Origin of the sequence: Mesorhizobium sp. M0968 (assembly GCF_040319065.1) — a bacterium.
Lineage (GTDB): Bacteria > Pseudomonadota > Alphaproteobacteria > Rhizobiales > Rhizobiaceae > Mesorhizobium.
In genome coordinates this window covers 377,120-397,098 of sequence record NZ_JAMYNL010000004.1, presented here as the reverse complement: position 1 = coordinate 397,098, position 19,979 = coordinate 377,120, and the positions used below count along the sequence as shown (strand labels likewise).

The following is a 19,979-nucleotide window of genomic DNA, read 5'->3' as shown; positions in this document are numbered from 1 at the left end:
CATTTTCCTCCGCTCGAACATCACATATGCAGCTGTCCCCGAGCCTCTGCGGGATTGGCTGCACGAGGCAGCCTAAGCTCGATCAAGTGGCGACGAGGTGGCCGTCGCCAACATCTTCGAGCTTGAGTTTCCGGGGCTCGTCACCGATGCGCCGCACAGCGCTTGGAATTTCGCTGTCCAAACGGGCGAACCGGGCGCGGCGCCGGCCTGGATCGGGAACCGGAACGGCTTCGATCAGCCGCTTTGTGTAAGGATGGCGCGGGTTGGAGAAGATCTGGTCGCGGGTGCCCATCTCGACGATCTGCCCCAGATACATTACCGCCACGCGATCGGAGATGTTCTCGACCACCGCCATGTCGTGCGAGATGAAGAGATATGCGACGCCGAATTCGCGCTGCAGCTCCTTCAGCAATCTTAACACGCGCGCCTGCACCGACACGTCGAGAGCAGAGACGCTCTCGTCGGCAATGATCAGCTTTGGTCGCAGCGCCAGCGCCCGCGCAATGCAGATTCGCTGGCGCTGCCCGCCGGAGAATTCGTGGGGATAGCGCTCCATCTGGTCAGCCGAGAGGCCGACGCGTTCGAACAGGGCGGCGATCTGGGCATGCCGTTGCTCTCTGTCGCCGAGGCCGTGGATCAGCAGAGGCTCGGCGACGAGATCGCCGACCCGCATGCGCGGATCGAGGGACGCGAAGGGATCCTGAAAGATCATCTGCACATTGCGGCGGACAGCCTTGCGCTCCTTGCGGCTGAGCGCCGACAAGTCCTGGCCGCCGATTAAAATGCTGCCGGTGTAGGGCACCAGCCCGGCGATCGCCTTGGCCGTCGTCGACTTGCCGCAGCCCGATTCGCCGACCAGCGACAGGGTTTCGTGCGGCGCGATCGAGAAACTGACGCCTTCGACCGCGTGCACCCTGCGGTCAACGCGGCCGAAGAAGCCGCCGTGCAGGTCGAAGCGGACGTGAAGATCGCTGACAGATACAAGCTCGGCCGGCATGTTGGCGGCGTCTTGTCGTTCTTCGACGGTCCGTCCGCCGCCAATGCGCGGCACGGCGGCCAGAAGCTCGCGTGTATAGTCGGCCTGCGGGCGATTGAAGATGTCAGCCGCGCTGCCCTGCTCGACCATCCGTCCGTCACGCATGATGATGACGCGGTCCGCCATCTCGGCGACGACGCCCATGTCGTGCGTGATCAGGATAACACTGGTGCCGTGCTCGCGCTGCAGGTCGCGCAGCAGTTCCAGCACCTCACCCTGAACCGTGACATCGAGGGCGGTCGTCGGCTCATCGGCGATCAGCACGTCCGGGTTCAGGGCCAGAGCCATGGCAATCATCACGCGCTGGCGCATGCCGCCTGAGAGTTCGTGCGGATAGTGCTCGAGCCGCCGTTCGGCATCCGGAATTCGGACTGCCTTCAGCGCCTCGAGCGCCCTCAGCCGCGAGTTGGAGCGCGACATCGAGGTGTGTGCATCGATCGCCTCCGTGAGCTGACGGCCGATGGACAGCACCGGATTGAGCGATGTCATCGGTTCCTGAAAGATCATGGCAATACGGTCGCCGCGGATGCGGCGCATGCCGCTCTCGCTGAGAGCCGCGAGGTCCTGATCGCCGAGCCGGATGGAGCCTGATCCGATGCGTGCCGCCGGCTGCGGCAGCAAGCCCATGATGGCCAGCGCCGTCATCGACTTGCCGGAACCGGACTCGCCGGCGATGCAAAGCGTTTCGCCGCGCGTCAGGCCGAATGTCAGGTCGGAAACGACGTCGCGCTCGCCCTCCTCGCCGCGCACGGCGACGCTCAGGCCTGAGACGCTGAGTACCGGCCTGAGAGAGCCACTCTCCGCGGCGGCCTGCCTGGATCGTTTGATGTCCTCCACCTTCATTCAAAGACGCAGCGGGGGAAGTAGAACGAAACCACCCAGTTGGGCATGTCGACGATCTCGCTGATGCGCAGGTCACCGCAAACCGAGACGAGCATATAGGCATCTACCGGATCCATGCCGTAGCGGCCGGAGAGCAGGTCGATCATCTGGGAAACGGCACTCCTGGCGCCGTCCATCAGATCCGGCCCGATACCGGTTGTCACCTCGTAGCCCTTGGCGTCGAGATGCCGCGACACCGGACCGGGCGTTGTGAAACGCGGCGTCCGCAGCCGGGCATCCTTGACCAGATCGAGCGTCAGCACGGCGTTCATGGGGCTCTCGATCGCCGTGCCGCAGACCTCGCCATCGCCTTGCGCGGCGTGCGTGTCGCCGACCGAGAACAACGCGCCCGCGACCTCTACGGGCAGGTAGAGCACCGTGCCGGCGGCGAGATCGCGGATATCCAGGTTGCCGCCCACGCGCCGCGGCGGAACCACCGAATGCAGACCCGGCTCAGCCGGGGCATTGCCGATGGTGCCGGCGAAGGGCTTGAGCGGCACCCGGCCGCTCTTGCCGAACAGCGCCGGTTCGAGCGAGGCGGCGTCGTACTTCCAGATATTCAGTGCCGGTTGGGAGAAGTCATTCGCCAGCAGACCGAATCCCGGGATGTTCGCCGTCCAACCGAAGCCTGATGGCTTGAACGCCTCGATGGTGATTTTCAGGGCATCGCCCGGTTCTGCCCCGTCGACATAGATTGGCCCAGTGACCGGGTTCACCTTGGCAAAGTCGAGCAAAGCAACGTCGTCGATGGTGCTCTCCATCGTCAGCTGCCCGCCGGACGAGTCCAAGCACTGGAACTCGATCGTCGCCCCTGGCGCCACCCGTTCGGCCGGGACAAAGGAATTGTCCCAGCCGAAATGATGGTGGCGCCCGTGGATGGTGTAGTCGCAGTTATTGCACATCGGTCACATACACATTGTCGTAGTTGATCGGGATGTGGACCGGGTCGACATAGAGGTTGTCGGCGCCACCCATGCGGGTTGATTTCATGGTGAAACGCTGCTCGTTGAAGACCGGTGCCCAGGGCGCGTCTTCCATGATCTTGCCGTAGATCTCGCTCCACATCTTGGCGCGTTCGCCAGCCCTGGCCGGGTCGACGATGGAGTCGGCTTCGGCCGCCTTGGCGTCGAGCGCCTTGTTGCAATACCACGACCAGTTCCAGCCGCCCGGGACGGCACCAGCACAGCCGAGGATCGGGCCGTAGAAGTTCGACGGATCGGGGAAGTCGGCGATCCAGGCCATGCCGCCGGACCAGATCATCGGCGCACCCGCCTTGTCGCCGCCGGCGGCGATGACGTTGGCCTGCGCGAGCGACTGGATGCTGGCCTTGATGCCGACCGCCGCCAGATCCTGCTGAATGGCCTGCGCGATGCGCGGGTTGGGATCGGTGTTCATGGCAAACAGCTGCGTGTCAAATCCGTCGGGATGCCCGGCCTCGGCAAGCAAGGCCTTGGCCTTGGCCACGTCATAGGGATAGCCCTTGAATTCCTTGTCATAGCCAGGCATCGACGGCGGCAACGGCTGATTGGCCGGCACCGCACGGTTGTTGATCAGCTGGACGATGCGGTCCTTGTTGATCGCCATGTTGACCGCCTGCCGCACCTTCACGTTGTCGAAGGGCGCCATGGTGGTATTCATGGTGATATAGCCGGTGTGCAACTGGCCGCCCTCGACGACACGGGCCTTCTGCTCGGGATCGGCCATCACCTCCTGGAATTTCGCCGGCGGAATGCCGTCGCCGGGAACGTCGATCTCGCCTTTCTGGAGCCGCAGCAGCGCCACGATCGGCTCCTGGCCGATCTCAAAGGTGATCTTGTCGAGATGCGGCAGACCCTCGTGCCAGTAATCCGGGTTGCGCTCGAATACGACGCGCTGGCCGAGCGTCCATTCGGCGAGCTTGAAGGCGCCGGTTCCGACCGGATGTTTGCCGAAGTCTGCGCCGTATTTTTCGACTTCTTCCTTCGGCACCACATGCGAGAAGTTGATCGCCATGACATGCAGGAAGGTGGCGTCGGGCCGGGTCAGCTCGAACTTGATCGTGTAGGGATCGACGACGGTTATGCCCGCCAGGCTCTCCGCCTTGCCGGCAGCGACGTTGTCATAGCCTTTGATCGAGCCGAAGAAACCGGCACCCGGGCTCTGTGTCTTTGGATTGGTGACCCGGTCGAGCGAATATTTCACGTCGTCGGCGGTCATCTCGCGGCCATTGTGGAACTTCACTCCGTGGCGCAGCTTGAAGGTGAAGGTCTTGCCGTCGGGCGCAATCTCGTAGCTCTCGGCAAGGTCGGGCCGCAGGTTGGTGGTGCCCGGCTCGTAGTCCATCAGCCCGTCGAACAGGCTCTTGATCATCGACCAGTTCTGCCAGTCATAGCCGATGGCCGGATCGAGCGTGGCGACGTCGTCCTTGTAGGTGATGGTGATCGCGCCGCCCTGCTTGGCATTCGGATCGACGGCGTCTTCGGCACGTACGCTTGTCATGCCAAGCACCAGCGCAAGCGCCGATGCCGCCACGGTCGATATTAGATATTTTCTCATGTCATGTTCCCTTTCTCTGGTTTTCTTGGTTTTCATCTGAGCTTGATGCGTGGATCGATGAACGGTGCGACAGTGTCGGCCAGGAGATTGCCGAGCACGATGGCAAAGGCCGAAACCAGGGTGACCCCCATGATGATCGGAATGTCGATGCGCTGAATGGCCTGCCAGGCTAGCTGGCCGATGCCTGGCCAGCCGAACACGCTTTCGACAACCACGATGCCGCCCATGAAGATGCCGATATCGATGCCGATCATGGCGATGACCGGCAGGATGGCGTTGGGCAGCGCGTGCCGGAGGATAATGGCGCTGCGTGCAAGACCCTTGGCACGCGCGGTACGCACGTAGTCCTGGCGCAGCACGTCGATCATCGACGAGCGCATCATGCGGGCGTACCAGCCGGCGCCGAGAATTCCCATGGTCAGCGACGGCAGCACCAGATGACGCCAGGTGCCGTAACCGCCGATCGGGAACCAGCCGAGCCGCACCGCGAACACATAAAGCAGCATCAGGCCGACGACGAATTGCGGCGCCGAGACGCCAACGAAGGAGGCGACCATCAGCGACTGGTCGGTGGCGGTGCCACGCTTGACGGCGGCGATGAGGCCCATCGTCAGCCCGATCACGACTTCGCAGGCAATGGCGCCGACCATCAGCAGCAGGCTTGCCGGCAGCCGCGAGACGATAAGCTCCGTGACCTCCGAGCGCTGAATGTAGGAGCGCCCCAGATCGCCGCTGAGAAGGCTGGTCAGATAGTGCCAATACTGGACGACGAAGGGCTGGTCGAGGCCGAGCTGCCGGCGGATGTTTTCGACCGTCTCGGGTGTGGCGCTGCGGCCGGCGATCTGGCGGACGGGATCGGCGGGCAGCAGGTAGAGCAGCGCAAAGGTGATCAGAGAGACGCCGAGCAAGATGAGCACCGACTGGACAACGCGGCGGCCGAGATAGGCGATCATGCCCGCCCCCTTTGCGTCGGATCGAGGATGTCGCGCAGTGCGTCACCGATCAGGTTGAAGGCCAGCGCCAGTGCCAGGATCGCCGCACCGGGAAAGAAGACCAGCCAGGGCGCGGCCTGGAAATAGGTCTGGTTCTCGAAGATGATGTTGCCCCATGACGCGGTCGGCGGTTGCACGCCGATGCCGAGATAGCTGAGCGTCGCTTCGAGCAGCACCGTGGTCGAAATACCGAGCGTGCCCCAGACGATGATCGTCGGCAAAAGATGTGGCAGGATATGGCGGAACAGGATGCGTGGAGCGCTAGCGCCGATGGTGCGCTCGGCATCGATGAACTCGCGTTCGGAGAGCGAACTTGTCTCGGTGTAGATGACGCGGGCGGTCTGCACCCAGTTCACCAATGCGATCACCATGGCGACGATCCACAGGCTCGGCTGGAGCACCGCCGCCAGGCAGATGGCGAGCAGCAGCGCCGGGAAAGCCATCATCAAATCGGTGAAGCGCATAAGCGCGCTGCCGATCCAGCCGCGGAAATAGCCGGCGGTGATGCCGACCAGCGTGCCGATCAGAAGCGCCACGCCATTGGCGACGATGCCGATGATCAGCGACGTGCGCGCGCCGAATAGGAGACGGGTCAGCAGGTCGCGGCCAAGCAGGTCGGTGCCCAGCCAGAACTGGGCTCCCGGCGGCAGTGGCGCGCCTTCAAGCGTGAGCCCGTCGAACATCTGCTCGTTTGGATCGTAGCCTGTCAGCCACGGTGCAAGAATGGCGCCGGCCAAGACAACGGCAATAATCCCGAGGCCGAGCAAAGCGAGAGGCCGTTTTAGCAGACGTCGCCAGACGCCGGCGCGAGGCTTGGCTGGCATACGCCCGGCGGCCGAAAGCTCAGGCGCGATCGGATTGGTCATCGTCGCCTTCTTCTTGTGTCATCGCCACGATCCTGCGCGCGGCTTCCTCGACACTGATTTGCCAGCTCATCGCCAGCGAGCGGAGCTGCGCATAGGCACGGCCGTCCTCGGCGCCCTTCGACAAGACCTCTACCGCGCGTACGATGGTCTGGCGCTCCGCGACCCGCTGACGAAGCGAGGCAATCTCGCTGGCCAGAAGCTTGCGCGCCTCGAAACTCTGCCTTGCGATTAAAAGTGCGCTATAGACGCCGGCATTGCCGACCGGTTTCAGCAACTGCGCATCGGCCTTGTGCGACAATGCCCATTCGACGCGCCCCGGCGCCTCGGAGCCGATCAGTGCTATCAGCGGCATCGGCGCCTCGCCCGGCTTCCACGGAAATTGCTCGTCAAAGCCGAGATCGACGTCGAAGAAGACGAAGTCCGCCGCCAAGGCTTCGGCCGGCAGTTCCGGCCAGAAGCCAATCGCCTCAAGGCCGATGGCCGACAATTGCCTTGTGATCGCCTGCACGGTCGGATGTGGACGATGCAGGACAAAAGCCCTGGCGCCTCCAAGGTTCGGGATACGCGCCATCTTGCTCACGACACCACCCGCAGGCGTGGCCGCCCGAACGTCTCCGTCCGGTCATAGCGGGAAAGGTAGGGATCGGGTGCCACGCCCTTCGTCAGTGTGACCGTTTTGAACGATGTTCCATCGATACGTCCGATTAGCACCGGCAAGGTAGCATGCTGGGTTTGCTGGTCGATGGCGATGTCGCCCAGCGGCGTTCGAAATGATGTTTCGGAAAAGACCTTGGGAAGGTCCGTCCATTGTGCACCGGGGTTAAGGGTGAGGATCTCGGCGAGCATGCGCACCGAGGCATAAGCCGCCGCCTCGAAGGATGAGGCCGGCATGACGGAAGGCACTGGAACCGCACCGCGATCCGCCCCCGAGATGTCGTGAAAATAGGGCCCAACGGAAAGGTGGCCATCGCCTGCCCCGTTGAGCGCCGGCAATTCGCATTCCGTGAGATTGCAGGACAGGATCGGGCAACGCTCCGGCCTGAAATGCGGGTCGCGCCGGCCAAGCTCCGCATAGGCAGCGATGAAGGCATAAGAAGAAGGGCCGATGAGATTGTTCAGAATGAAATCAGGTCTCGTCGCCTGTATCTCCGCGATCAGCCGCGCAACATCGACCTCGCCGAGCGGCAGATAGCGTTCGCCCAGCACCTTGCCGCCAGCGTCCGCAATCAGGTCGCGCGCCACGCGGTTGGTCTCCCAGCCCCAGATGTAGTTGGAACCGAGCAGGAAGCCATCGGCGCCGAAACGAGGCACGACATAGGCGAGCAGCGGTACGAGATGCTGATTGGGGCAGGCGTGTGTGTAGACGACATGCTCGTTGGCTTCGAAGCCCTCGTACGGGCAGGCGTACCACAGCGTGCCGCCTGCCCTTTCCAGGATTGGAATGACCTCCTTGCGGCTCCACGAGGTGACGCAGCCAATGATGTGACGCGCGCCGCTGTTGGCGAGAATGTCCGCGCAGCCGCTTGCATAGCGATCGATGTTGCCCTGCGGGTCGCGCTCGATCGGGATGAATTCGAATGGGATAGCGAGATCGCCGTTGACGTCGGCGATGGCGTTCATCGCACCCGCACGGCAGGATTCGGACACCAGCCGGTAGTTGCCGGACCGCGAATAGAGAATGCCGATGTCGATATGCCGTTTCAAGCAATGCCTCAAAAATGACAATGCCCCGCAGCCACCGCCGCAGGGCGAGGCATACGAGGCATTCTTGCCGCCCGGCGGTCGGAGCCGGTATTTGTCCTCACCGTATTACGCCCGCGCTCCCAGTCAAGAGCCGCCACGCGAAACTTTGGCCAGCCGAAACGGTTCGGCGCGCAGCACGCAACTCATGCCGCTGGTCGTTTAGAGTCCGCCAGGAACCAAAATTGCTGATGTCCAGCTATGGGGCCCGGACAAACCCGGTTCGCTACCATTCAAAGCAACGACTTTAATATCGGTTTACCTGAATCTGCTAGCAGCAATGACGCCGGTTTTCGTCGGTCAAGCAAAGGGTTCCACCTTGCCGCAGCAATTCAGCACTCCGTTCGGTCACCGGGGCGATGCCAACTGGCCGAGGTTGCACGGCTTCATGGGCGTCGAGTTGGAACGCGCGCCCGATGTTCTCGTGCCTCGCGTCGCCTTGGCCCGGAAGCTCGGTGGATGGGACTTTGGTGGCGGGAGCCGGGCTTGAGCGTCATTCGCGCCTTGCAAGGCGCCGACCTCCCGGCAGTTGCGAACATGTTTCAGCGCGTGCTGTTGAAGGAGAGGACCGAAGCGCCGGCCTCTCTCGTGGAATACATGCAACGGTTTTATCTGGATGCGCCCGGTTGCGCAGACAACCTCCGGTCGCTTGTCCATGTCAACGACGCCGGTCGCGTCTCCGGATTTGTCGGCGTCCACGTCCTGCCGATGACGTTCAACGGCCGACAACTACGCGCGGCCATCTGTAGCTCGCTCATGGTCGAGGACCATGAGCACGACCCGCTGGCCGGCGCCCGCTTGCTGAAAGCTTACCTGGATGGTCCGCAGGACATCTCCTTCAGCGAGACGGCCAACGATATTTCCGTGAAATTGTGGACCCGGCTGCGCGGCGTGGTCCTGCCGCAATACAGCCTTGACTGGGTCCGTGTGATGCGCCCCGCGGCCTTCATGCTCAGCCTTTCCGCCAATCGCATGGCGCTTGCGCGAATGCTCAATCCGCTGGCGCGTGCAGTCGACCGATTTTACTGCAGAAGGATGACGTCCAGCGAACGACGTTGGTCGGGTGTGGCGGTGGACGGGGCAGGCCACGGAGCATTTCGTACATCCGAAATCGACAGCCATGCATTTGCCAGGCTCATCGAACCGTTTACCGCTCAATTCGCCCTGCGGCCTGACTGGACGGAAGATCAACTCGACCACATCCTGACAGATGCGGCACAAAAGCCGGATCTGGGGGAGCTTGTCTACGTTTGTGTGACGTCGCCAGTCGGCACCAATGTCGGCGCTTTCGCCTACTACGCACGGAAGTATGAAATTGGTCGCGTGCTGCAGATCTTCGCCCTTCCCGGCCAGGCGGGCCCGGTGATTGACTGCCTGATCGATCACGCCGCCGCGCGCGGCGTCAGCGGCCTGCGCGGACGTATTCAACCTGCACTTCTGGAGGCGATGCTTGGACGACGCATTGCTTTCCTGACCGTTGCCTCAACGGTGGTACATTCACGCGATCCAGAGCTTTTGGACGCGATGAAGAACTCGCAAGTCTTCCTGAACGGCCTTGCGGGCGAGCAGTGGAGCCGGCTTATCGGGAGCCGCTTCAGCTAGAGCGGGATGCGTTCAAGTTGAAGCGGGCATCCCGCTCTAACTATTTATTTTAGGCGCGTTTCCACTTGGCTGCAGAATGCTTGGGTCAAAACCCAATCACTCTGAACGACCGAGTTCGACCCTTTGCCGTCATCCAGTTGGGAGCGTCGCATGACGCTCCGTGACCCAATCACGACGCTCACTCCGGTCAGTGGTAACGTCCGGATTTGGCGCGCGATTCCGACCTCAGCGAACGAAGTTATGACACGCCATTCCAGTGTATGCTTGCTTCGCCAAATTGGGTGTGCGCTGCAATAGCAGCCCGAGACAGTCGCGCTTGCCGAAGGGGCTGTCGGCTTTGACGGGATTGGCGTAAGCTACAGTTAAGGGGGTGCACACATGCACCGCATCATCGCCATACTGATCTTGGTTCTCGCGGCCGTGTTCAGCTCCGCACGGGCGGAGGTGCTGATCGGCGTCTCGGCTGCGATGACGGGACGGCTCGCCTGGATCGGCGAGCAGGGACAGCGCGGCGCGGAGATGGCAGTGGCCGACGTCAACACGGCGGGCGGCGTGCTCGGCCAGAAGGTGAGGCTCATCTCGGTCGACGACTTCTGCGATCCCGAGCAAGCTGTGGCGGCCGCCAAGAAGCTGGTGGCTGACGGGGTCGTGCTCGTCGTCGGGCATTATTGCTCCGGGGCCTCGATCCCCGCATCAAAAGTGTACGAGGAGGCGGGCGTCGTTGAGATATCCCCAGGCTCGACCAATCCGCAGCTGACCGAACAGGGCCGTGCCAATGTCTTTCGCACCATTGGCCGCGACGACGCGCAAGGTTTCATCGCTGGCAACTACCTTGCCGATCGCTGGGGCAACAAGAAGATTGCGATCCTCCACGACAACTCGACCTATGGGAAGGGTCTCGCCGACGAGACCAGGAAGCAGCTGCACAAGCGGGGCGTGACTGAGGCCGTTTACGACGCATACATTCCCGGGAAGGACGACTATTCGGCCGAGGTCGCTACGTTGCGGACCGCCGGCGTCTCCGCCTTATATGTGGGTGGGTATCATGCCGAGGTTGCGCTGATTGCTCGCGCTGCACACGACAGTGGCTACACGGTTCAGCTCATATCCGGAGATGCTTTGGCGACCGAGGAATTTGCCCTGATCGCCGGCCCCGCGGCGGAGGGGACCCTCTTCACGTTCCCGGCGGACGCGAGGCGAAGCCCCGAAGCGGCCGCGGTCGTTGAGCAGTTCCGTGCGGAGAATTTCGAACCCGCGGGCTACACGCTGTTGAGCTACTGCGCGGTCCAGGTTTGGGCCCAGGCGGTCTCGAAGGCAGGTTCGCTGGAGCCGAAGGCCGTCATTGCGGCACTGCACGAACAGGAATTCGACACGGTGATCGGCCGGGTCGATTTCGACGACAAGGGCGACCTCACGAAGCAGAGCTGGGTTTGGTACGTCTGGCGCGGCGGAGAGTACGTGCCGGTTGAATAGGGTTCGCTGATCGCCGGCGTGCCGGCTGAGATGTCTAGTCTGATGCAGACCAGTGTGGCCGGACTGTTCCGACTCGCCGAGATGCTTGAACGCCTCGGCATACGTGGCCGGCTGTTGCTCGCCTTTTTCGGGATCAGCGCCCTTGCGGTGCTGGCAACGGCTGCGGCGCTTTATGCCTTCCTCCAGGTTGGCGACGTCGTGGACCGAATTACCACGGATCGAGTGCCGTCGGCGCTCGCCTCCCTCCAGCTGTCGCGCCAGGCCGAACGGGTCGCTGCTGCCGCGCCCTCGGTGCTGGCAGCGACAAGCAGGGCTCAGCACAGCGAGGTCTCGGCTGCCGTCGCGCTCGAGATGTCCCGCCTCGAGGCCCTGCGCACGGACCTCCGGGATGCCACGTTGGGCACAGTGCCTTTGGCCGAGATTGAGGAAGCCGCGATTGTTCTGAGGCGCAACCTGAAGGAGCTCGACTCTCTTGTTGTCGCCCGGCTCGACGTGGTCGCCCGCAAGGAGGAGCTCCTGAACCGCCTCGCCGCGACGACAACCGGAAGCCAGCGCCTTGTCGCCACCGGCATCCTAGTGATGGATTCCAGGCTGCCGCAATGGCGGGCGGTCGCGGCCGACACGTCGCTATCGCCCGATCGACGCGCAGCGGCGATGGCCGACCTGGTCCAGGCGATTGCGGCCTACATCCCCCAGCAGAAGGCGCAGCTGGAGATCTCGGCAGTCAACGACGCGCTGGTGAAGGTCGCGAACGCGCCGACGCCGGGCGACCTGGCGTTGATCCTTTTTCCGCTACGCCGTTCGCTCACTGCTCTTGAAAAGGTTTCCACGGAGATCGACGAAAAGCTGCGGACCCGCTTTCGGCAGCGTGTCGATGAGTTCAAGGGCTTGACCGACGGCGAGGACAGCATCCCCAAGGCGCGGGAGGACGAGTTTGCTGTCCTGGCACAGGGCGAAAGGCTTCTGGCCGAGAACAATCGACTGTCGCGCAATCTCACCGCTGGCGTCGATCGCCTGGTCGCCACGGCAGACCAGGAGATCGCTGCGTCCGGTCGCGAAGCCGCGCTCGTCCAGCGCTACGGCACCGCGGTTGTGCTCGGCTCCGCCTTCCTCAGCCTCCTGAGTTCGGTTCTGGTTGTCTGGCTCTATGTCGACCGCAGCCTCCTCGCCCGACTGGGGGCCGTGAGCCAGGGCATGCTCGCGATTGCGGGGGGCAACCTTCGTGCGCCGCTGCCAGCCGCGGGCAGCGACGAAATCGGGCGCATGGCCGAAGCGCTGAGACTTTTCCGGGATACTGCCGTCGAGGTCGAGGAAAAGAACCTGCGCGACGTTGCGGAAGCTCGTCAGCGGCTCATCGATGCCATCGAAAGCATCTCCGAAGGATTCGCTCTGTACGACGGGGAGGACCGGCTCGTCCTCAGCAACAGCCGCTACCGCGAATTGCTCTACGCCGGTCTGGAGACCGAACTGACGCCCGGCACGATATTCGAGCAAATCATTCGCCGATCCGCTGAGCGCGGCTACATCAGGGACGCCGAGGGGCGGGTCGAGGAGTGGGTCGCCGAGCGCCTCTCGCGGCACCGCAACCCTGGCGAACCTTGGGTGCAGCGGCGAGGCGACGGGCGATGGGTCATGATCAGCGAGCGGCGGATCAGCGCCGGCGGCACGGTCGCCGTCTATTCGGACATCACTGAGCTGAAGCAAAGGGAGGAGAACCTCGCCGAGAAATCCGTGGTTCTGGAGGCGCTTTCCAGCAAGCTGGCGAAGTATCTGGCGCCCCAAGTGTATCGCTCGATATTCACCGGCCGCCAGGAGGTCAGGATCGCCAGCCAGCGGAAGAAACTGACAATATGCTTCTCCGATATCGCGGGCTTTACCGAGACCACTGACAAAATGGAATCCGAGGATCTCACCCAACTCCTCAATCACTATTTGACGGAAATGTCGAAAATTGCTTCGGATCACGGCGCGACGATCGACAAATATGTCGGCGACGCGATCCTGATGTTTTTCGGCGATCCCGAGACTCGCGGCGTCAAGGAGGACGCGCTGGCTTGCGCGCAGATGGCACTTGCAATGCAAAAGCGGATTAGCGAGCTTGCCGAAGTCTGGCGGGACATGGGGATCGAAACACCGCTGCGCTGTCGCATCGGCATCCATACCGACTACTGCACCGTCGGTAACTTCGGCAGCGAGGACCGGATGGACTACACGATAATCGGCGGCGCCGTGAATCTCGCCTCGCGCCTGGAGCAGGAGGCGCCGCCGGGGACAATCCTCATTTCCTACGAGACGTTTGCGCAAGTGAAGGACGCAATCGACTGTGAAGAACTGGGGCAAGTCCAGGTCAAGGGGATCGCTTATCCCGTCGCCACCTACCGCGTCATCGATCTGAAGGCCAATTTGGCGGCCGCTCGTCGTGCTGTTCGGACCGAGCTGCCGCACTTCAGGTTGGAACTTGAACCGGAGCTGATGTCCCCTGACGAGCGTGGCGATGCCGCCAATGCACTTCGAGACGCGCTGGATCGGCTTCGTCACAAGCCTGGGTAGTAGGGCTTGGTCCACAACGACCCCTCCCAATGGACACAAGGAGTGGGATGTGGGACGCCGCTCATTGGCGCTGTCGATGCGAAGGCCGCAGAACGGTCGCGGTCAGTCTTCGAACTCGGGCGGAACGTCGGCATCGGAGCCGAGACTTAACATTCACGGCATCACTGGCATGGGTCCGGATATGGCGCAACGTGCTCGTTCTCGCAGATGAGACGAACGGCAACTTCCCGCCCATCTCGGCCATGACGGCGGCCTGGGACGTGGCCGGTCTCGAAGCAGGTCAGGTACCGAGTTCTTCGACTTCCTCGACGAGTTGCGGACGCATGTGCAGATAACGCGTCGCCTTGCGTTTGGCGATGATATCGGCCCAGACGTGTTCCACTTGTGAGGCGGCCAACCCCGCCGCCTGCCCCACCACCTCAGCCGCCACGCCGTTGTTGAGACCGTAAAGGCAAAGATCCATACGGTCATAGGGAAGCGAGAAGTAGAACTCCTCCTGGGTCTGCGCCAGCGAGTAGGTATCGGTGGTCGGAGGCCGGTTGCGGATTTCTTCCGGAATACCGAGATGGGCCGCAAGCGCATAGACCTGTGTTTTATAGAGGTGGGCAATCGGCTTGACGTCCGCGGCGCCGTCACCGTTCTTCACGAAGAAACCCTGATCGTATTCCAGCCGGTTCGGGGTTCCAAGAACGGCGAAGTTCAGGCGATCCGCATGATAGTATTCAATCTGCTTGCGGGTGCGCTGCTTCATATTGGTAGCGGCGACGACGCCGAGATAGACAGGCAGCGGCATTCTCCGTTTCGTCTGCTTGCCCTCCGGGTCTTGCACCACCAGGGACGAGATATTGTAGCCCCCGCCCTCAAGGGCGTTCGCGATCACGATCTTCGAAGCCCAGCCTTCGCCGTATTCCGGGACCAATTCGCGGATGAAGGCGTCGCGACGCCTGTAGCAGCCCATTGCGCGCAGGATCGGCCCGATATCCTCCGTCACAGCCTCGACACCGAAAGTTTCGGCGACGAGGCGGCCGAGCCGCAGACTTTCAGGATCGGAATCGCTTTCCGGCATGAACAGGCAAAGCACATTCTTGGGGCCAACGGCTCGTACCGCCAACGCGACCGACACGCTCGAATCGATCCCGCCCGAAAGACCGAGCACAAGGCCCCGCTTGCGAAGCCCGCGCAACTGCTGGCGCAAGGCCGTTACGATACGGTCCGTTTCGGTGATCAGGTCGATTGCCAGAGCCTGCGCCAGAAAGGTCCGCGCATCCTCGGTCGGGCGAACATTCATTGCGCGGCCTCCATGGTTTCTGCCGCAAGCCGACGGCTGACCTTGCCGGTATCGGTCTTCGGCAGCTCGCGGCGGAACTCGACGACCTTGGGGACCATGAAGTCCTCAAGGTGGCGTGCACAGTGACGTATGATATCCTTTTCGGTAAGCGCCGGGTCGGACCGTACTATAACTGCGCCGATCGCATGCCCGAGCACGGGATCCGGCACACCGACAACCACCGCTTCCGCGATGCCCGGATGAGCGTGAAGCACGGCTTCCACTTCCTTGGGCGCCACCTTCTCTCCCCGCGACTTTATGATGTCGTCCTTGCGGCCGACGAAATAAAGAAAGCCTTCCTCATCGGCCCTGAAAAGATCGCCGGTGTAGAGAACCTTCTCCCAAGGGTTCGGACCCCGGCGCAGGGCTCGTGCCGTCGCAGCTTCGTTTCGCCAATAACCCTGCATGACGTGCGGCCCGCGAATGACCAGCTCACCCGCTACGCCCGGCGGCACCCGTTGCCCCTCGTCGTCGACGACAAAGGCTTCGGTGTTCGGAATGGCTATTCCGACCGAGCCCGGCCGGCGGTCGAGCTCCTCGGGCGGCAGATAGGTGCAGCGCTTGCATTCCGTCAGGCCATACATCGAATAGAGCCTGACACCGGGGAAAAGGAACCGAAGGCGTTCTATGTGAGGCGGCGGCAAGGCAGCCGCCGTGTTGGAAATATAGCGAAGGCTGGGCAGGAAGCCCGGCGCCAGGTCCCTCAACTGCAGGATCATCGCTGCCATCGTGGGCACGAGCGGAAGCCCGGTGACGCCTTCCTGGCGGATGCGTTCAAAGACCGCCTGGGGAAAAGCGAAGGACTTCTCGAGCACGAGCGTGGCGCCGAGCCTGACGGCCATCAGCAATTGATAGAGGCCGTAGTCGAAAGCGAGGGGCAGAACATTCAAGATGATGTCGTCGGGCGAGTTGCGCAGGTAGTTGGTGATGGAGTCGGCCGCCGCGTCGCAATTGCGGTGCGTCATCATCACACCCTTGGGCCGGCCGGTCGAGCCCGAGGTGTAGATCAACATCGCAAGATCGACGTCAACGCCGCGATGGTCAATCTCCCTGACTTGGACCGTCAAGCACTCCGCCAGGGATGTGGCCCCTGCCGGGCATTGGCTATCGGCAGCAACGGTGGAAGCCACGAAGATGCCGGTCTTGCCGGAGGACGTCTCGCCGGAGGATCCGGACGCCTCGGCGACCACGGGCATCAGTCTTGCTTGCGTGAGGATCGCGGCGGCATCGCAATCGGCGATGATGTAGGCTAGCTTTTCGGCCTTGGTGGATGCGTTGATCGGACTGAAAGTCGCGCCTGCTTTAAGAACTGCGAAAATCGAAACCGCAGCCTCCCAGCAATTGTCCATGAAGATCAGCACCCGGTCGTCGCGCCTGACGCCATTCAAAAAAAGGGCGGCGGCCAAGCGGCTCGAGAGATCGTCCAGCTCTTTGTAGCACAGCCTTTTGTGCTCGGTGATCAATGCCGTTTTGGCTGGATGGGCAGCGGCCTTCGCCGTCAGAAAATGTTCGATCCGCACGGACGCTCCTCACCGATGGCGCCTATGCTGCCAGCGCTTCTGCTTTTGCCTTGACGAAGGCTGAGATACTGTCAATCGAATCCAGATTGGCCGGTACGATGTCGGCATCGACCATCGCTATGCCAAAATCATCCTCTATGAATGCCACTAGCTCCAACACGGCCGTCGAGTCGATGATGCCGTTCTCGATCAGTGATGCGGTGTCTGCAAGCTCGTAGGACGTGTCGCCGAACAGGAAGTTGTCGACGATAAAGGTTTTGACCTTGTCCTTGATTGCTACCATGATTTTTCATTCCCTCGATTTCTCAGGCCGCTCGTGCTTCACCGACCTTTTCGCCGGTGAAAATCTTCTGCCACAGTTGCGCCGACAAAATGCCGACGAAAGCCGCATTGTCGCGGAATCCGGACGCTGGCTGCAAGCGGCATTTCTCGTGCAGGTTCGCCACCGCCTTGGCGTTGAATAGTCCTCCGGAGGCGATACTCGCCTCGCTCAGCGAGTCGCGTACGTAGTCCAATTCTCCGGCTCCCACGAAGGAGCGGGCTTCCGGCGCCCGGTAAGGCTGTTTGGTGCGCTCGCGGATGGCCGTCGGAAGCAGGTGCTTGGCAGCTTTGCGCAATATGTGTTTTTCCACCAGTCCCTTCAGCTTCATCTCCGGCGGAAGTCTTGCCGCAAACTCCACCAAGCGATGGTCAAGGAAGGGGAACCGCCCTTCGATACCGTGCGCCATGGCCATGCGATCGCCCTGGCTGGAGAGGATGTAGCCCGGCAGGAGGAAGCGGGTTTCTAGATATTGCGCCTGATGCAGCGGATGCCACCGGGAAAACGCCTCAGGCAACCGGCTGGCCAGGTCCTCGGCTGCGTCATACCCCTTCAATGTCGCGCGCAGGTCACCGGAAAAGAACATCTTCGCCGCTGATGTGGTCTTGAAACGCGGCCGATGCGAGAACAGCGGATCGTCCAGGGCAGCGCTGCCGGTTCCGAAGAACGCAGCCAGGTACTCCACGGACTGCTGTTGCAGGCCCGGCAGATAGGGATAAAGCTTGCGGAACAGTTGTGGCCTTATGCGCGATGCCGGCTGTCGCGCGCAGAAACGGCGAACCCGCGCTTCCTTGAAGACATCATAGCCGGCAAAGACCTCGTCGGCGCCTTCGCCTGTCAGCACTACTTTCAAACCGGCCTGGCGAACGAGGCCGGACAGTTGATAGAGGGGGGCTGGGGCCGTGCGGATGATCGGCCGCTCGGTAAAGCGGATGACTTCGGGAAACGCACCGGCGATATCGCCGGCACGACACGCAATGGTTCGATGGCGTGTGCCAAGTGCTGACGCCATTTCGGTCTGGAAGGCGCTTTCGTCATGCTCGCCGCTGTCGAACGTCACGGAAAATGTCTGCAGCTTAAGAGGAGTCATGCCGGCCGCGAGTGCCGAAACGAGGGATGAATCGAGCCCGCCCGAAAGGTAAGAACCGACCGGCACGTCGGCGCGCATGCGAAGCCTCACCGCGTCGGTCAACAGGGCCTGCAGTTCCTCGGCCGCGTCGTCCTCATTGGTGATCTTCGATGGCCTATCCGGATACGGGTAGTCTAGGTGCCAATATGGTTTGACCGTGACTTGCCCCTGTGTCGCGATCATCACGCTTGCCGGCTCCAGCTCGTGGATGTTGCGGAAAGCCGTGCGTGGAGCGATCGGCGCCCACAGCGTAAAGATCTGGTCGAGTGCAATTGGATCGATTTCGGCCGAGACGCCGGGTACCGTCAGCAGGGCCTTTATCTCCGACGCAAAGTAGAGCACCCCGTCCTTGCTGGTGTAGAACAGCGGCCGAACACCCATGCGGTCTCTTGCAAGCACCATCCGCCGCCGCCGGTTATCCCAAATCGCGAAGGCGAAATCACCGTTCAGGAGCGACAGACAGTCTTCGCCCATCTCGTCATACAGCTGCAGGAGAACCTCTGTGTCGCTCGACGTGCGGAAGCGTCGGCCCTTGGCCAGCAGCCCTTCGCGCAATTCCACGTAGTTGAAGATCTCGCCGTTGAACGCAACCGTCAAATCGCCGGTTTCGTCGGACATCGGCTGCTGGCCATCACCAATCCCAATCACCGACAGCCGCGCATGCCCAAGTCCAGCCTCGGGCGCTACGAATTTCCCTTGTTCATCCGGCCCGCGATGGGCGATCGCAGACGTCATGCGCGCAAGCAAAGCTTCCGCATCCCGGACTGAACCGAAATAGCCCCCGAATCCGCACATCCACCCAGCTCATACTGAACAGCAAGCCACGAAACATAGCGGTCATAAGCGCCTCAAAGGTTAATCGGATACGTTTCAGCGAGCATGTGGTTAACAGGATGTTAGGACAAAATGATGCTTTTTGCGGACCGACTTGCGCCCCACTTCAGATGTCAGCTTGAAGGCATCACGGCGAGCGGTGCAAATCACTGCTTCGAGTACGGCCGGTACCAGTCGACAAACTTCTTCAGCCCGTCCTCTATCGAAACGCTAGGCCTGAAGCCGAAATCCCGCTCCAGCGCGGTCATGTCGGCGTAGGTCTTCTCGACGTCGCTCGCCTGCATCGGCTCGTTGTGGCGGATTGCCTTGACCTTGAGCAGCCTTTCCAGAATGTCGATGAAGTCGCCCAGACGCACCGGCCGGTTGTTGCCGACATTGTAGAGCCCGTTCGGCGGAACGTCAGCCGCCGGCGGCTTGTCGAGCACGGCGACAACCGCCTTCACAACATCGTCTATGTAGGTGAAATCGCGCCACATTTCGCCATTGTTGAAGACCCGGATCGGCTTGCCCTTGAGCATCGCCTGGGTGAACATCCAATAGGCCATGTCGGGACGGCCCCAGGGACCGTAGACCGTGAAAAACCGCAGGCCGGTCTGCGGTATGCCGAACAGATGGGCGTAGGTGTGGCTCATCAACTCATCGGTTTTCTTGGTGGCGGCGTAAAGCGAAACGGGCTTGTCGACCTGATCGGCTTCGCTGAACGGCACGCTGCGGTTGCCGCCATACACCGAGCTCGACGAGGCATAGACCAGATGCTCGAATGCCGGTTCGGCGCGACAGAATTCGAGCACTTCGAGGTGGCCCATGACATTGGAGCGGATATAGAGCCGCGGATTGTCGAGTGAGTGGCGCACGCCCGCCTGCGCGGCAAGGTGCACGATCCTAACGATGCCTTGCCCGGCCAAAGCGGCTGCAAGCGCGCCCTGTTCGGCAATATCGATCTGGTGGAACGAAAAATCCTTATGGGGCAGAAGGCCGGCAAGCCGCCCCTTTTTGAGCGCCAGGTCGTAATAGTCGTTCATGTTGTCGACGCCGACGACCGCTTCTCCCCGGTCGAGCAGATGGTGGCAAACGTGGCTGCCAATGAACCCCGCGGCTCCGGTGACAAGTATAGGCAACAAGCTTCTCCACGCGCATAGCCGGGCCGGTATCTGGAGCGGCAGATCCGGCCCAT

15 protein-coding genes are annotated in these 19,979 nt (G+C 62.1%); 3 read left to right on the top strand and 12 right to left on the bottom strand.

The window, feature by feature from the left end; genetic code table 11:
* Positions 1 to 82 precede the first annotated feature (82 nt).
* The 7 genes from NKH67_RS09840 to NKH67_RS09810 are packed head-to-tail and all read right to left on the bottom strand — an operon-like array spanning position 83 to position 8,015.
* On the bottom strand, positions 83 to 1,879 hold the full coding sequence (locus NKH67_RS09840; RefSeq protein WP_352470627.1) for an ABC transporter ATP-binding protein: 1,797 nt from the start codon (positions 1,877 to 1,879) through the stop codon (positions 83 to 85).
* On the bottom strand, positions 1,876 to 2,820 hold the full coding sequence (locus tag NKH67_RS09835; RefSeq protein ID WP_352470628.1) for an acetamidase/formamidase family protein: 945 nt from the start codon (positions 2,818 to 2,820) through the stop codon (positions 1,876 to 1,878). Before NKH67_RS09835 ends, NKH67_RS09840 begins: the two co-directional genes overlap by 4 nt.
* The gene (locus NKH67_RS09830) at positions 2,810 to 4,453 is read right to left on the bottom strand and encodes an ABC transporter substrate-binding protein (RefSeq protein ID WP_352470629.1); all 1,644 of its coding nucleotides are present in this window, start codon (positions 4,451 to 4,453) and stop codon (positions 2,810 to 2,812) included. The genes NKH67_RS09835 and NKH67_RS09830 overlap by 11 nt, the downstream gene beginning before the upstream one ends.
* A 32-nt stretch (positions 4,454 to 4,485) precedes the next feature.
* Positions 4,486 to 5,406 (bottom strand): ABC transporter permease, encoded by a 921-nt coding sequence (locus NKH67_RS09825; RefSeq protein ID WP_352470630.1) that lies wholly within the window; start codon positions 5,404 to 5,406, stop codon positions 4,486 to 4,488.
* Positions 5,403 to 6,269 (bottom strand): ABC transporter permease, encoded by an 867-nt coding sequence (locus NKH67_RS09820; protein WP_352470704.1) that lies wholly within the window; start codon positions 6,267 to 6,269, stop codon positions 5,403 to 5,405. Before NKH67_RS09820 ends, NKH67_RS09825 begins: the two co-directional genes overlap by 4 nt.
* Before the next feature lie 19 nt (positions 6,270 to 6,288).
* A complete protein-coding gene (locus NKH67_RS09815) occupies positions 6,289 to 6,891 on the bottom strand; it encodes an ANTAR domain-containing response regulator (protein ID WP_352455770.1) in 603 nt (200 codons plus the stop codon).
* Positions 6,888 to 8,015: a transporter substrate-binding protein gene (locus NKH67_RS09810; RefSeq protein WP_352470631.1), complete on the bottom strand. Its 1,128-nt coding sequence runs from the start codon at positions 8,013 to 8,015 to the stop codon at positions 6,888 to 6,890. Before NKH67_RS09810 ends, NKH67_RS09815 begins: the two co-directional genes overlap by 4 nt.
* A 522-nt stretch (positions 8,016 to 8,537) precedes the next feature.
* Here NKH67_RS09810 and NKH67_RS09805 point away from each other — a divergent pair.
* The 3 genes from NKH67_RS09805 to NKH67_RS09795 all read left to right on the top strand — a co-directional run bounded on the left by NKH67_RS09805 (position 8,538) and on the right by NKH67_RS09795 (position 13,676).
* On the top strand, positions 8,538 to 9,653 hold the full coding sequence (locus NKH67_RS09805) for a hypothetical protein (protein ID WP_352470632.1): 1,116 nt from the start codon (positions 8,538 to 8,540) through the stop codon (positions 9,651 to 9,653).
* 378 nt (positions 9,654 to 10,031) lie between these two features.
* A complete protein-coding gene (locus NKH67_RS09800; RefSeq protein ID WP_352470633.1) occupies positions 10,032 to 11,126 on the top strand; it encodes a branched-chain amino acid ABC transporter substrate-binding protein in 1,095 nt (364 codons plus the stop codon).
* Between the two features lie 81 nt (positions 11,127 to 11,207).
* On the top strand, positions 11,208 to 13,676 hold the full coding sequence (locus NKH67_RS09795; RefSeq protein WP_352470705.1) for an adenylate/guanylate cyclase domain-containing protein: 2,469 nt from the start codon (positions 11,208 to 11,210) through the stop codon (positions 13,674 to 13,676).
* 280 nt (positions 13,677 to 13,956) lie between these two features.
* On the opposite strand, the gene nadE is transcribed toward NKH67_RS09795, so the two are convergent.
* The 5 genes from nadE to NKH67_RS09770 all read right to left on the bottom strand — a co-directional run bounded on the left by nadE (position 13,957) and on the right by NKH67_RS09770 (position 19,923).
* Positions 13,957 to 14,964, bottom strand: a complete 1,008-nt coding sequence (gene nadE, locus NKH67_RS09790) for an NAD(+) synthase (protein WP_352470634.1) — start codon at positions 14,962 to 14,964, stop codon at positions 13,957 to 13,959.
* Complete coding sequence (locus NKH67_RS09785; RefSeq protein WP_352470635.1) at positions 14,961 to 16,523, bottom strand: class I adenylate-forming enzyme family protein; 1,563 nt, start codon at positions 16,521 to 16,523, stop codon at positions 14,961 to 14,963. The genes nadE and NKH67_RS09785 overlap by 4 nt, the downstream gene beginning before the upstream one ends.
* A 22-nt stretch (positions 16,524 to 16,545) precedes the next feature.
* Entirely contained in the window at positions 16,546 to 16,809 is a 264-nt protein-coding gene (locus NKH67_RS09780) for an acyl carrier protein (protein WP_353030720.1), read from the bottom strand.
* A 19-nt stretch (positions 16,810 to 16,828) separates the two neighbouring features.
* On the bottom strand, positions 16,829 to 18,766 hold the full coding sequence (gene asnB / locus NKH67_RS09775; RefSeq protein ID WP_352470636.1) for an asparagine synthase (glutamine-hydrolyzing): 1,938 nt from the start codon (positions 18,764 to 18,766) through the stop codon (positions 16,829 to 16,831).
* Positions 18,767 to 18,951: 185 nt separating this feature from the next.
* Positions 18,952 to 19,923: an NAD-dependent epimerase/dehydratase family protein gene (locus tag NKH67_RS09770; protein WP_353030683.1), complete on the bottom strand. Its 972-nt coding sequence runs from the start codon at positions 19,921 to 19,923 to the stop codon at positions 18,952 to 18,954.
* Positions 19,924 to 19,979 lie beyond the last annotated feature (56 nt).

Excerpts from the sequence above, each read along its gene's own strand:
- NKH67_RS09795 (WP_352470705.1), top strand. The coding sequence starts at position 11,208 with ATGCTTGAACGCCTCGGCATACGTGGCCGGCTGTTGCTCGCCTTTTTC.
- asnB (WP_352470636.1), bottom strand. The coding sequence starts at position 18,766 with ATGTGCGGATTCGGGGGCTATTTCGGTTCAGTCCGGGATGCGGAAGCT.
- NKH67_RS09840 (WP_352470627.1), bottom strand. The coding sequence starts at position 1,879 with ATGAAGGTGGAGGACATCAAACGATCCAGGCAGGCCGCCGCGGAGAGT.
- nadE (WP_352470634.1), bottom strand. The coding sequence starts at position 14,964 with ATGAATGTTCGCCCGACCGAGGATGCGCGGACCTTTCTGGCGCAGGCT.
- NKH67_RS09800 (WP_352470633.1), top strand. The coding sequence starts at position 10,032 with ATGCACCGCATCATCGCCATACTGATCTTGGTTCTCGCGGCCGTGTTC.
- NKH67_RS09825 (WP_352470630.1), bottom strand. The coding sequence starts at position 5,406 with ATGATCGCCTATCTCGGCCGCCGCGTTGTCCAGTCGGTGCTCATCTTG.
- NKH67_RS09820 (WP_352470704.1), bottom strand. The coding sequence starts at position 6,269 with ATGCCAGCCAAGCCTCGCGCCGGCGTCTGGCGACGTCTGCTAAAACGG.
- NKH67_RS09830 (WP_352470629.1), bottom strand. The coding sequence starts at position 4,453 with ATGAGAAAATATCTAATATCGACCGTGGCGGCATCGGCGCTTGCGCTG.
- NKH67_RS09835 (WP_352470628.1), bottom strand. The coding sequence starts at position 2,820 with ATGTGCAATAACTGCGACTACACCATCCACGGGCGCCACCATCATTTC.